This is a genomic window from Chryseobacterium sp. Bi04, from assembly GCF_918698085.1.
GTDB lineage: Bacteria > Bacteroidota > Bacteroidia > Flavobacteriales > Weeksellaceae > Chryseobacterium.
The window spans coordinates 209419-222324 of sequence record NZ_CAKKLP010000008.1; the positions used below are offsets into that span (position 1 = coordinate 209419).

Here is a 12906-nt window from a genome sequence, read left to right on the forward strand (position 1 = left end):
AATGAAAGACTGAAAATGGAAAGCAGGAAGATGAAAGTTAAAATTTGTTCAAAAAGTAATCTGCAAAATATAGATGACAAAGAACTTATCCATACAAAACGGATCTAATGTTTACTTATCCTCTGTAAACCTCCTCCTTCCCTCTTCCTGCTTCAATTTTATTTAGACTGATGGTTCACATCATTTCTATGCTCTATGATCTCCAGATTTTCGCTCACAAAATAAGCACTTCCAAATCCGTTAACATAAGCTCCTTTTACCGGCTGCAAGGCAATTAAAATAAAATCTCCCATATCGGAAATGACATCCACTACTTTCCCATGAGCTTCTTTAAGGTTAGCAATCACCTGAATCCATTTTTCGGAGTCTCTTTCTATCTGAGATGGTACCGCCTCAATAGTCAGACGTTCTCTGGCATATATTTGTTTGGTAGCAGATTCATCTTCAATAAACATCACTGAGGCTTTTCTTCCTTCTGCAAGATTTTTGGTATGTCTCGCCATAAAAGATACCAGAATATAGAATGTATGACCATCCTGTACAAAAGGGGCATAGCTGGAATTAGGGCTTCCTTCTCCATCTACAGTTGCCAGAACTACACTTTTGCTTCTTTCTATTAGCTCTTTTACTTTTGGAGCAACGGGTTTTGCTTTTCTTTGAGATTCGTCTTGGGTATTGGTATGATCCATAATGTATTATTTATGAGATAAAAATAGTTATTTATATTAAGACTAAATAATTTTAAGCAATGTTTAATCTCATAAACTGAACTCAGGCTGCCGTTTTTTTATCTTAATTATTAATTGTAATTTTGCATTTCGTTATCAATTGAATTTAAAAACTATTCATTACATATGAGTACTACAACACAATACGTTCCTTATAAAGTTAAGGACATTTCCCTAGCAGAATGGGGAAGAAAAGAAATTACTCTTGCAGAAGCAGAAATGCCGGGCCTGATGTCTATCCGTGAAGAATACGGACCGTCTCAGCCGCTTAAAGGAGCAAGAATTGCAGGATGTCTTCACATGACGATCCAAACAGCTGTGCTTATCGAGACATTAGTAGCTTTAGGAGCTGAAGTTACCTGGTCTTCTTGTAATATTTTCTCTACTCAGGATCACGCTGCTGCGGCTATTGCTGCTGCAGGAATTCCGGTATATGCTTGGAAAGGATTAAATGAAGAGGAATTTGACTGGTGTATTGAGCAGACTTTATTCTTTGGAGAAGACAGAAAACCGTTAAATATGATTCTGGATGATGGTGGAGATTTAACCAATATGGTTTTTGATAAATACCCGGAATTCACAAAAGATATCAAAGGGCTTTCTGAAGAAACCACTACAGGAGTACACAGATTGTACGAAAGAATGAAGAACGGAACTTTAGTAATGCCTGCTATCAACGTAAACGATTCTGTAACTAAATCTAAATTCGACAACAAATACGGATGTAAAGAATCTGCAGTAGATGCTGTAAGAAGAGCTACTGATGTAATGTTAGCTGGAAAAAGAGTGGTAGTTTGTGGATACGGAGATGTAGGTAAAGGTACTGCTGCTTCTTTCAGAGGAGCCGGCTCTATTGTTACCGTTACTGAAATTGATCCTATCTGTGCACTTCAGGCTGCTATGGACGGCTATGAAGTAAAAAGATTAGATACTGTAGTAGATAACGCAGATATCATCATTACTACAACGGGTAACTTTAACATTGTAAGAGGAGAGCACTTCCTTAAAATGAAAGATAAAGCTATCGTTTGTAACATCGGACACTTCGATAACGAGATCGATATGGCGTGGTTAAACAAAAACTATGGTCAGACTAAATCTGAAGTGAAGCCTCAGGTTGATATCTATACTATCGAAGGAAAAGAAGTTATTATCTTAGCAGAAGGAAGACTGGTAAACCTGGGATGTGCAACAGGGCACCCAAGTTTTGTAATGTCTAACTCTTTCTCTAACCAGACGCTGGCTCAGATTGAGCTTTGGACTAACTCTGCGGCTTACAACAATGAAGTATACATGCTTCCTAAACACTTAGATGAGAAAGTAGCTGCTTTACACCTTAAAAAATTAAGCGTAGAGCTTGAAACTCTTTCTACAGAACAAGCTGAGTACATCGGTGTGGACGTAAAAGGACCGTTCAAACCTGAGTACTACAGATACTAAGACTTACATCAAAATATGATATGATCCCACTATTTCCAAATAGTGGGATTTTTTTATTTATACCTACTCAGCATTCCTTATTTTTGCGAACTAAAAAAATAACATGAAAAACTACTTATTTCTGGGACTGATAGGTTCAGTTGTATTCTTTAGCAGCTGCAGCAATAATGATGATAATGATGGAACCAATATACCTTCTGAACCAAAGGTATTATTGAGTAAAATTACTATAGTTTACTATGACAATCCGGCTCAGCCACAGACCAGTATACAAACCCTGGAATACAATAATCAGGGTGAACTTATAAAAACATTATCAGCATCAGGAACTTCCAGGTTCGAATACAGTAATGGAAAACCTACAAAAACCACTTATTATAACCCAGATGGCACGGTAGACTATTATTCGGCCTACACTTACAATGGTGATCAGTTGGTAAATGTTAAAGCAATCTACACTCATCCGGATTACAACAGAACGATTACCTATCATTATAATACGAACGGACAGGTGATCTCTTCCTCACTTTGCCAGTCACCGAACTGCTCCAATCCGATTATAAATACTTATGTTTATAATGGAGACAATATTTCATCAGAAACTTCAGAGGGCGGGGGATCAAGTTACGGTACTAAAGTTGTTTACTCTTATGATGATAAACCGAACCCATACACAAACACCAACAAATATCTCAAAATTACGATGGGAGGAGCTTATGTTGTAAGCAAAAACAATTATCTGACAGAAAAAATAAGCTACAAAAGTAATGGTGCCTGGATACAAAATCAATCCAGAACTTCTACTATACAATACAACAACGCCGGTCTACCTGTTCAGGTGATCTCAAAAGAAGCTAACGGAAGTCTTTCCGCTCAGTACAATTACGAATATATCACTCAATAAGATAAGAGCTCTCCAATTTGGGGAGTTTTTTTATAAGGTATGAGTTATGGAATGTGGTATCCGGGGTTATATAGTCCTTATAAATATTCAACAGGAACAGGCTTTAGTCGTTTTCACAATAGAATAAAATCAACTGGCTTTATCCAAAACATAAACCGATAAATATATTTCACCGTATTTTGCCCATATTTTCCCTCTGCCAGAGCTCTATTTATAAAAAATGAATATCTTAGCCCATTAAATAAAACATTAATCTATGAAAAAACAAAAAGTCTCGAATGCATTTATCGCTGCATCATGGGTAGCATTGGGAGCAGGAATGGTTGGTTATATTGTAGGCCTTGCAAGAGCTGAAATGCTGTTGAACGAAAAAGGATATTATTTTACAATCCTACTCTATGGCCTATTTGCGGTTGTTTCTCTGCAGAAAGCAGTCCGCGACAGGTTAGAGAATATCCAGGTAACAGATATTTATTATGGGATCTGTTGGTTTGCAACACTATCATCTATTGTATTACTAGCTGTAGGACTTTGGAATGCCACCATACTTCCGAGTGAAAAAGGCTTCTATGCTTTTTCATTTCTACTGGCGCTTTTTGGAGCTATCTCCGTCCAGAAAAATACAAGAGACAATATGGTTCAGGAATAATATAAAAAGCCTCGCTGAAAAGTGAGGCTTTTACATATTGTAAGTGAGTGAAAACTATTGATCAAAATGATTAGGATGCTGAGCTTTAATATCATCCACAGTTCCCAATACTTTATCTTTCAAAGAATCCTGATATTTCTGAAGATTTTCAGCTACCTGAGCATCCGCACTTCCTAAAATCTTTGCTGCTAAAATCCCTGCATTTAAGGCTCCGTTTAAAGCTACGGTTGCTACCGGAATTCCGCCAGGCATCTGAAGGATAGACAGTACAGAATCCCAACCATCTATAGAATTACTGGACAAGATCGGAACTCCAATTACCGGAAGTGTAGTACAGCTTGCCACCATTCCCGGAAGATGGGCGGCGCCTCCTGCTCCGGCAACAATTACTTTCAGGCCTCTTTCTTTGGCTGTTTTGGCATAATCAAACATCCTTTCCGGTGTTCTGTGTGCTGAAACAACGGTCAGCTCGTATGGAATATCCAGGCTTTTCAGAAAATTTGCAGCTTGTTCCATGATTGGCAGGTCGCTCTGACTGCCCATAATAATTCCTACCATCTTCAATTTTATTAGAGGCCCAAAGATAAAAAATTAAAACCTCATGTTAAAATTTAAGTCAAAAAGCTTAAAACTAAAAAAATGTAAACCAAAAAGAATTAATCACTCCCTAATCACCATATTTAACATTTAAAATAAAGGCAAAAATTCATTAAACACAGATCTGTGTCAGTAAAAATTACATTAACTGAGTCCATGCCGTTTATTTGAAAACCGGTAAATTTGCCGATTACACTTCATTTACCTTGAAAGATTATAAACTCATTTTTGCCATTTTTACTGTTGCTATTGTTTGGGGAACCACATTTTTAGCCATTCGTGTTGCAGTAGAAACTATTCCCGCATGGTTTGTTGCAGGAATCCGTCAGCTTTTTGCTTCTATTATTATGCTTGTCATCCTCCTTTCAAGAAAAGAATTTAAGTGGATTGGCTGGAAAAACCTGGGTTATCAGATTATTTTTGCTTCCCTAATGCTGATTATAGCCAATGGAATGGTTACAGTAGCTGAAGAAAGCGTAACAAGCAGTCTGGCTTCTCTGATCAGTGCCTGTGCTCCTATTCTGGTATTTCTGGGAAGTCTCGCCATTGGCCTGCAAAAGTTCAGCTTCCGGGCTATGGCTGGTGTTTTGATATGTTTCAGCGGTATTCTTTTTGTGTTCTGGGACGGGCTTAAGGATCTTGCCGACCCTCAATACCGAACAGGAATGATTTTCCTTTTCTGTGCTATTTCAGGATGGGCTTCGGGAACAATCTTTACTAAAAAAATGAATATCCAAAGCGGAAATATAACCCTGAACCTATTTTATCAGTTTCTGTTCGCTGGCGTTGTTCAGATTATCTTCGCCTTCATTTTTTCAGAAAACTACAACTTTGAAAACTGGACCTTAAAGAGTATCTCCGCGATGTTATACCTTTCTATTTTTGGCTCTGTAGCTGCCTTTTTTGCATTCCATTATGCATTAACAAAGATCTCCCCGGTACAGGTTTCCATTATTGCCTATATCAATACAATCATTGCTATTTTCTTAGGATGGCTGATTATGGATGAAAAGATCTCTTTTAAATTTATTATTGCAACAGCCTTGATTATTTGTGGCGTATTTATTATCAATTACAGGCCTGAAATGTTTAAAAGGAAAAAGTCTGAGATCATGGAAAAACAGGCTTAATATTTACCACAAAAGCGGTTAGATTTTATAAAGTTATTTTTAATTCTACAAATATACTTAAGTTCTTGAACATCTTTGATTTGGTACAGGATTATCTCTGACCACTCAACACCAGAACAAAAGGTTTACCTGTTGATAATTTGCCTCTTTTTCATTTTTTCCTTATATTGTTATACTCAACCTACACAATATGCTAAAAAACACATTTTTTGTCCTTCTGGCAGCCTCTTTACTTTTAATAAGCTGTGACTTTAAAGAAAAAGAAAAAAACCTGACAGACAGAGAAAAACAGCTACTCGAAAAAGAGAAAATATTTGCCACAAAAGAATCCGAATATCAGTCACTTCTTAAAATGAGAGACAGTGTTTTTGCAAAAAAAGATTCAGTAAAAATAGCAGTATGGCCGGCAGAAATTTCGGGAGCATGGAACGGAAAAGTAATATGCACAGAATCCAGCTGCAGCGAATATGCAGTAGGCGATCAGCGTACAGATATCTGGGAATTTGATAATGATTCTACCCAGCCGATCACCAAAATCATCAACAATAATAACCTGGTAAGGCTTTATTCCGGTAAGTTTGAAAATAACGAGATTAAATTGTCTTTTAAGACAGATTCTACGGCCAAAAAGAATGTGGAAATGAGTGTCCTTCTTAACGATATTTCTGATAACAAAATCAAGGGAACCAGAACCATTACATCTGATGGCTGCAGTGCCAAGTTCTCTGTTGAGTTAGTACGTTCCACAAAATAAACACCTATGATGTTACTGAGTATACATAACCTGAGTCTTCCCATAGAAGATCCGGTACTGAAGTTCCTGTTGGTGCTGGTCATTATTCTTGCAGCTCCATTATTATTGAATAAAATTAAGGTTCCACATCTGTTGGGACTTATCATTGCGGGGGCCATCATAGGACCTAATGGTTTCAATGTACTGTCCAGAGACAGCAGCATTGTCGTTACGGGAACCACCGGCCTCCTCTATATCATGTTTCTGGCCGGGCTGGAGATCGATATGGGTGATTTTAAAAAAAATAAGTGGAAAAGCCTCACTTTTGGGATCTATACCTTTACTGTTCCTTTTGTCCTGGGATATTTAGGCGGATATTACCTCCTTCATTTCTCGATGCTGACTTCTATATTATTTGCCAGCCTTTTTTCCTCTCATACCCTTATCGCCTACCCATTGGTAAGTAAACTGGGAATTGCAAAAAATAAGGCCGTCAATATTACAGTTGGAGGAACAATGATCACCGATATTCTGGCTTTATTGGTTCTTGCGGTAATCGTTGGAATGTCTCAGGGAGATGTAGGGACTGAATTTTGGGTAAAACTATCGGTTTCTTTTGTAGTTTTTGCCCTTATCGTATTAATTGTATTCCCTATTATCGGACGGTGGTTTTTCAAAAGAGTGGATGATAAAATCTCGCAATATATTTTTGTACTGGTCATGATTTACCTGGCTGCGATGCTTGCTGAGCTGGCCGGTGTAGAAGCTATTATCGGTGCATTTTTTGCCGGATTGGCGTTAAACAGACTTATTCCCCATACATCTTCTTTAATGAACAGAGTGGAATTTGTAGGAAATGCGATCTTCATTCCGTTCTTCCTGATCAGTGTTGGTATGCTGATCGACTTTAAGGTTTTCTTTAAAAGCTGGGAAACACTGGAGGTAGCCGGAATTATGCTTGCAGCTTCCATTGGAGGAAAATACCTTTCTGCTGTAGCCACTCAAAAGACTTTCAGACTGACAAAAGAAGAAGGAAAACTGATCTTCGGACTAAGTTCTGCTTCAGCGGCCGCCACACTGGCATCAGTGATGGTAGGTTATAACATTATCCTCTCTGAAACCGAAACAGGAGAACCTGTAAGATTACTGAATGAACATGTACTGAACGGAAGTATTTTACTGATTCTTATTTCCTGTACCATTTCCTCTTTTATTTCTATGGCAAGTGCCCAGAAAATTGCAGAGTCTGATAATGAGGATACCGTTTCGGGAAACAGCCATGAAGATGAAAATATTCTATTAGCCATCAACCATGAAGAAACTGTTGAAAGGATGGTTAATCTTGGAATCCTCATAAAAGCCCACTCCAATACGGAAGACCTGTTTGCTTTAAATGTAATTAATGAAGATAAGAATGAATCTTCTGTAAAAAATGCAGAAAAACTTCTTCATCAGGCTACCGATGCAGCTGCCGCAGCAGATGTAAAATTACAGGCTTTGAAAAGATACGACAATGATGTTATCAATGGGGTCAACAACGTCATTAAAGAGCAGAAAATTACCGACCTTATTATCGGATTGGAGGATGAGAAGGGATTCTCCCCGTCTTTTGTTTATAATCTATACAATGGTTACCTTCAGAATGATGATGTGAATGTATTGGTATACCATGCAGCACAGCCTCTCTCTACAATCAAAAGATATGCAGTAATGATTCCTGAAAATGCCCATAAAGATGCAGGTTTTTTCCATGCCCTTTTAAGAGTCTGGAATATTGCCCGAAATTCCGGGGCAACAATGGTTTTTTATGCCCCTGAAAATATCATTGATATCCTTCAGAAAATCATGAAGAAAGCCAGCATAGAAGCAGAATTTATTATTATGAGTACATGGCAGGACGGCGAAAAAACAGCTGCTCAGCTGAAAGATGATGAAGCTTTGATTATTTTGATGGCAAAACGGGGCATGAAGTCCTATATTCCAAGAATGAGATTAATCCCTGAACTTTTAAACAGGAATCTGAGTGACAATAATTATCTTTTGATTTTCCCATTCTCTGAATATGATAAAAACAGTCCGGAAATACGCTCCGTAGGAAACCATGGTGACTTTGTGGAAATCGGAAATGTGATTCAGAATATTTTTAAGTAATACCGGTTATTTCAGCCAAGATTTTAACCTTTAAAACAACATTGAAAACAAAGAAAATATTACTTTTAACAGCCGCCTTGCTAAAACCCACTCCTATTGAATGTATCAAACAACAACATGGTAATTTCTCAGGTTGTGCAAGAAAAATATAAAGCACTAAAAAAAGGAAGCTATTTCAAAGATAGAAACAGCTTCCTTTTTATATTTTTGAAGGCTTAATTATTCTGCAATCACTCTCACCATTCCCTTCACCATGACAAGCTTTTCCATCAGCTCTTCTCTGGAATCTGCCAACACATTGATATGACCCATTTTCCTTCCCGGCTTGGTTTCTGTTTTTCCATATAAATGAATATAAGTTTCAGGCAGTTGAAGCACGTCTTCCATTCCTTCATAAATTACTTTTCCGGCATATCCTTCTGCTCCCACCAAATTCAGCATACCGCTATAGGTAATAGCATCTGTATCCGCTAATGGTAAGTTCTTTACCACACGGTACATTTGCTCAAACTGTGAATTGGTATTTCCTTCCTGACTCTGGTGTCCTGAGTTGTGCAATCTTGGAGCCGTTTCATTAACCCATATTTTCCCTTCTTTATCCAAGAATAATTCAATAGCAAACAATCCCGGAGAATTAACAGCATTTAAAAACTTCTCAGTAATAGAATCAATCTGAGACTGAACATCTTCAGTAAGAAGAACCGGGCATACATTAAAGTCTAACAGATTCAACTTCGGATCGGCAACCATTTCCGTTACAGGGAAAATATTGGTTTCCCCTTTTTCATTTCTGGCTACAATTACAGATAATTCTTTATCAATATCCACAAGGCTTTCGATCACAGAGGCATCCTCCCATAGATGCTGGTAATCATCTTCAGTTTTAATCACCTGTACCCCTTTTCCATCATAGCCTCCCGTATTCATTTTCTGAACAAACGGTAACGGCATAATGATTTTTTCATCACTGTTCCAGACAATCTGAAATTCAGGACTTGGAATATCGTGAGCTTTATAAAATTCTTTCTGAAGGATTTTTTGCTGGATGGTTTTAATAATATTCGCATTAGGAACTACTTTTACTCCCTGCTTTTCGAGCTCTGCCAACGCATCAGCATTTACATGCTCTATTTCAATAGTAACAACATCTTTATCTTTTCCGAAGTTCAGAACTGTTTCATAATCATTAAAGTTTCCCTGTGTAAAATATGAGATATTATGACAAGGTGCATCGGACGCAGGATCCAATGTATAAAACTCATCGTCATATTTCAATGCACTCTGTATCAACATTCTTCCCAGCTGTCCGCCTCCCAGAATTCCTATTTTCATTTTTTATTTTTATTAGATTTATTCTTATTGAAGTTTATCAATTTTTAAGTACCCAAGTCCCATTGGGTTTTCCTGATTCTCTGCTTCAGTTTTTTTAAGGACTATAGAATATTTTTCTTTCATTTTTACAGGAAGAATATCATTCACAGTGAAAATATCATCGATATCTACCCCGTGTTTATCATCTACATGGCTTACAGCTCCTTCAAATCCCATTGTCTGATAAAATTCAGTAGCTTTTGCTCTCTTTATAATCTCTCCCATAGACTGGCCAACCATAAGATGCTGTTCATGAAATTCTTCAAAGAAACCTCTCTTATATCCTCCCAAATTAAGAAAATACAGCTGTTCTTCAGATATCTTTTCTCCCTTCTCTACAATCTCCACTTCATATCCATCTGCAAATTTAACCTCCTGATAACAATCAATATGTATCTTACCTTCAGCTTCCTTCCAGAAGTCTTTCATATCCGGAACCAAATCTTTAAGGCTTTCGGCAATCCCGAAAAATACATCGTGCTGTTCAATGTTCCTTCCTTTAGGAGTAGCCCCAAGGATGACATAAAATAATTTCATTTCATTTTTCATGCATACAAAAATACGTTAAATTTATCTTTTTCAAATGTTTGGCAGACTACTACAATAATTTTATATTTGTAACATTAATTGTAGTATGTCAGAAATCATCATACTCTTCCTTGGCGCAATTTCCGCTGGTCTTTTAGGTTCACTTACGGGTTTAGGAGGGGGAGTTATCATCATTCCTTTATTAACGCTGGGTTTTGGCGTTCCAATGCATTATGCCATCGGCGCTTCCCTCATTTCGGTGATCGGGACTTCTTCCGGTGCAGCAGTAGCCTTTGTAAAAGAAGGTTTTACCAACATGAGAATCGGAATGTTCCTCGAAATTGCCACTACAGCAGGCGCTATTATCGGAGCCTTAGTTTCGGGCATGCTTAACCCCAATACCATCGGAATTATTTTCGCCAGTATTCTACTTCTGACGGTTGTTTTAAATCTTAAAGGAAAACCTGACCATCAGGAACCGCTCGTAAAAGGAAGCCTCGAAGACAAGCTGAAACTTTACGGTACTTTTCCTGATAAAGGAATATTAAAAAGCTATTCTGCAAGAAATACAGTTCCGGGATTTCTGATGATGATGTTTGCAGGAGCAATGTCCGGGCTTTTAGGAATAGGTTCCGGAGCGTTGAAAGTATTGGCCATGGATAATATGATGAAACTGCCTTTCAAGGTTTCTACAACAACCAGTAATTTTATGATTGGAGTAACGGCAGTAGCCAGTGCCCTGATTTATTTTCAAAGAGGAGAAATCATCCCTGTTATTGTAGCACCCGTATTGATAGGTGTGGTTATAGGAAGTTTTATAGGTTCAAAAACACTGATGGTCTCAAAAACTAAAAAACTAAAAGTCTTTTTTGCCATTGTAATCACGATCCTTTCCATTTATATGATGTATAACGGTATCAATAAAAGCTTCAGATAATGAAAAAGAATTTTACAGATATAGACCTGAACCGTTCCGTAGGAAATCTTTTGAGATTAGGCGTTATTCTATCTGTGATAACCTCAATGATAGGTTTCATCAAGCTTTTTACCGAAGGTTTTGAAATGCCCAAAAAATACACTTCACTGGATATTGGCAACTCTTCAGAAAAAGTGTGGAGTCATTTCTGGAATTCTTTATGTAAAGGTGAAGGAATGGCTATTATTCAGCTGGGAATTCTTCTGCTGATCTTCACTCCCTTAATGAGGATTGTCTTCGCTTTAATAGGCTACTTAAAAGAAAAAGACTACGTATATGTAGTCATTTCCTCTATCGTTTTGGCCATAATGGCTGTAAGCTTTTTCGCGGGGTACGCACACTAATATTTTTACATTTCATAAAACTCCAGTGGCAGCTGGTCGGGATCCTGGGTAAAGAAAAATTCTTTTCCTGTAAATTCATCAATCCTGACCTCTTCACAATTCAAACCTTTATGTACTAATTCATTACGCTTTTCTGTAACATTTTCAACAGAGAAGGCAAGATGTCTCAGACCACAAGCTTCAGGTCGTGAAGGTCGCTTAGGCGGGTCAGGAAAAGAAAACAGCTCAATAACATAATGATCTCCAATCGCCAGATCAAGTTTGTAAGACTGCCTTTCTTCACGATAGACTTCCCTGATTATATGTAAGTTTAAAATTTCCGTATAAAACTTCTTTGATACCACATAATCTGAACAGATAATGGCAATATGATGGATCTTCATCTTCATTTATATTTTTTTAATCGTTGTATACCAGGCTTTACTATTTTATTTCCCTGCAATTGTCTTTTCTTCTTGTATCGATGATATACTGGATTTTCCAGTCATTATTTTGCTTTATCAACTGAAAACTATTGGCTCCGCAATGAGAGAATTTGCCCTTCAGATAGAAGGAATAAGGAGTGAATACGCTTGCCAGATTCCCATCCGTATGCACGGCATCTACTACAATCCTTTCTTCCAAGTCTCCTTTTGAAAATTTAGAAACAGAGGCTATGAAATCCTGAATACTATCATTTTTTACACTTCCGTCTTTTGTTATAGTCTGAAGAACTGCATTTTCTGAAAAAGCAGATTTCAGCAGCTCCGGATCAGCATTCTTCATGCCAAGAAACAAATTTCGGATAGGTTTTTCAATATCCTGATTCTGTTGACCAAAACAAAAAATACTGATTACCAAAAGAATTAAGACTATTTTATTCATATGATAATGGATTTAATTGGATGAATAAAAGTAAGAAAAATCCAAGAATATAAATTGTTCGCTGCCTTTATTTCCATTGTTTAGATTCTATGGAATGACAAAAGCACTGATAGAAATATCAGTAATTAACATTTGATAAAAACTTATTTTTTAATCATTTACATAAAAATAAAGCATTCAGTTTGTCATTCCGCAGGAATCCCAGATTCTTAATGTTAAAGTATAAAAAGAGTATCTTATTAACTGCGATGTTTATTTAGATTGTTTAGATTCCTACGGAATGACAAAAGCACTGATAAATATATAATTACAATCTGATTGAAACTTATTTTTTTCATCATTACATAAAAATAAAGCATTCAGTTTGTCATCCTATGTTTGTAAAATATTAATTTTAGGAATGAATAAGGAAAAGAGAGTAAAGAATAAGGTTACAATTTGTCATTAGTCTTCAAGACCGTTCGGAATGTTAATCCCTTTACTCTTTTTAC

At 37.0% G+C, this 12906-nt stretch carries 14 protein-coding genes; 8 read left to right on the forward strand and 6 right to left on the reverse strand.

The window, feature by feature from the left end; translation table 11 throughout:
* Window positions 1-158: 158 nt before the first annotated feature.
* Complete coding sequence (locus tag LQV47_RS14290; RefSeq protein WP_230037964.1) at window positions 159-689, reverse strand: pyridoxamine 5'-phosphate oxidase family protein; 531 nt, start codon at window positions 687-689, stop codon at window positions 159-161.
* 165 nt (window positions 690-854) lie between these two features.
* On the opposite strand from LQV47_RS14290, the gene ahcY reads away from it, so the two are divergent.
* From ahcY to yiaA, 3 genes are all read left to right on the forward strand, one after another.
* The gene (ahcY, locus tag LQV47_RS14295; RefSeq protein ID WP_230037966.1) at window positions 855-2168 is read left to right on the forward strand and encodes an adenosylhomocysteinase; all 1314 of its coding nucleotides are present in this window, start codon (window positions 855-857) and stop codon (window positions 2166-2168) included.
* A gap of 103 nt (window positions 2169-2271) precedes the next feature.
* Window positions 2272-3072: a hypothetical protein gene (locus LQV47_RS14300; protein ID WP_230037968.1), complete on the forward strand. Its 801-nt coding sequence runs from the start codon at window positions 2272-2274 to the stop codon at window positions 3070-3072.
* A gap of 256 nt (window positions 3073-3328) precedes the next feature.
* Complete coding sequence (gene yiaA / locus LQV47_RS14305; protein WP_230037970.1) at window positions 3329-3721, forward strand: inner membrane protein YiaA; 393 nt, start codon at window positions 3329-3331, stop codon at window positions 3719-3721.
* A 54-nt stretch (window positions 3722-3775) separates the two neighbouring features.
* On the opposite strand, the gene purE is transcribed toward yiaA, so the two are convergent.
* Window positions 3776-4279 carry a 5-(carboxyamino)imidazole ribonucleotide mutase gene (gene purE / locus LQV47_RS14310; protein ID WP_230037972.1) on the reverse strand — a complete coding sequence of 168 codons (504 nt, stop codon included), beginning with the start codon at window positions 4277-4279 and terminating at the stop codon, window positions 3776-3778.
* Window positions 4280-4524: 245 nt separating this feature from the next.
* On the opposite strand from purE, the gene LQV47_RS14315 reads away from it, so the two are divergent.
* The 3 genes from LQV47_RS14315 (at window position 4525) to LQV47_RS14325 (ending at window position 8332) form a co-directional block, all read left to right on the forward strand.
* The gene (locus LQV47_RS14315; RefSeq protein ID WP_230037974.1) at window positions 4525-5448 is read left to right on the forward strand and encodes an EamA family transporter; all 924 of its coding nucleotides are present in this window, start codon (window positions 4525-4527) and stop codon (window positions 5446-5448) included.
* Window positions 5449-5638: 190 nt separating this feature from the next.
* On the forward strand, window positions 5639-6202 hold the full coding sequence (locus tag LQV47_RS14320; RefSeq protein WP_230037976.1) for a hypothetical protein: 564 nt from the start codon (window positions 5639-5641) through the stop codon (window positions 6200-6202).
* Between the two features lie 6 nt (window positions 6203-6208).
* Window positions 6209-8332 carry a cation:proton antiporter gene (locus tag LQV47_RS14325; protein ID WP_230037978.1) on the forward strand — a complete coding sequence of 708 codons (2124 nt, stop codon included), beginning with the start codon at window positions 6209-6211 and terminating at the stop codon, window positions 8330-8332.
* Between the two features lie 219 nt (window positions 8333-8551).
* On the opposite strand, the gene LQV47_RS14330 is transcribed toward LQV47_RS14325, so the two are convergent.
* Window positions 8552-9664, reverse strand: a complete 1113-nt coding sequence (locus tag LQV47_RS14330; protein ID WP_230037980.1) for a 5-(carboxyamino)imidazole ribonucleotide synthase — start codon at window positions 9662-9664, stop codon at window positions 8552-8554.
* 24 nt (window positions 9665-9688) lie between these two features.
* Window positions 9689-10240, reverse strand: coding sequence for a DUF1543 domain-containing protein (locus tag LQV47_RS14335; protein ID WP_230037982.1), 552 nt, complete (start codon window positions 10238-10240; stop codon window positions 9689-9691).
* Window positions 10241-10337: 97 nt separating this feature from the next.
* Between LQV47_RS14335 and LQV47_RS14340 the strand changes: the two genes are divergently transcribed.
* Window positions 10338-11168 carry a sulfite exporter TauE/SafE family protein gene (locus LQV47_RS14340; RefSeq protein ID WP_230037984.1) on the forward strand — a complete coding sequence of 277 codons (831 nt, stop codon included), beginning with the start codon at window positions 10338-10340 and terminating at the stop codon, window positions 11166-11168.
* The gene (locus LQV47_RS14345) at window positions 11168-11551 is read left to right on the forward strand and encodes a DUF1634 domain-containing protein (protein WP_230037986.1); all 384 of its coding nucleotides are present in this window, start codon (window positions 11168-11170) and stop codon (window positions 11549-11551) included. Before LQV47_RS14340 ends, LQV47_RS14345 begins: the two co-directional genes overlap by 1 nt.
* Window positions 11552-11556: 5 nt before the next feature.
* Here the strand turns inward: LQV47_RS14345 and LQV47_RS14350 are convergent, their stop codons facing one another.
* Both LQV47_RS14350 and LQV47_RS14355 read right to left on the reverse strand, forming a co-directional pair.
* Window positions 11557-11934, reverse strand: a complete 378-nt coding sequence (locus tag LQV47_RS14350) for a VOC family protein (RefSeq protein ID WP_230038000.1) — start codon at window positions 11932-11934, stop codon at window positions 11557-11559.
* A gap of 40 nt (window positions 11935-11974) precedes the next feature.
* On the reverse strand, window positions 11975-12415 hold the full coding sequence (locus LQV47_RS14355; protein ID WP_230037988.1) for a nuclear transport factor 2 family protein: 441 nt from the start codon (window positions 12413-12415) through the stop codon (window positions 11975-11977).
* Window positions 12416-12906 lie beyond the last annotated feature (491 nt).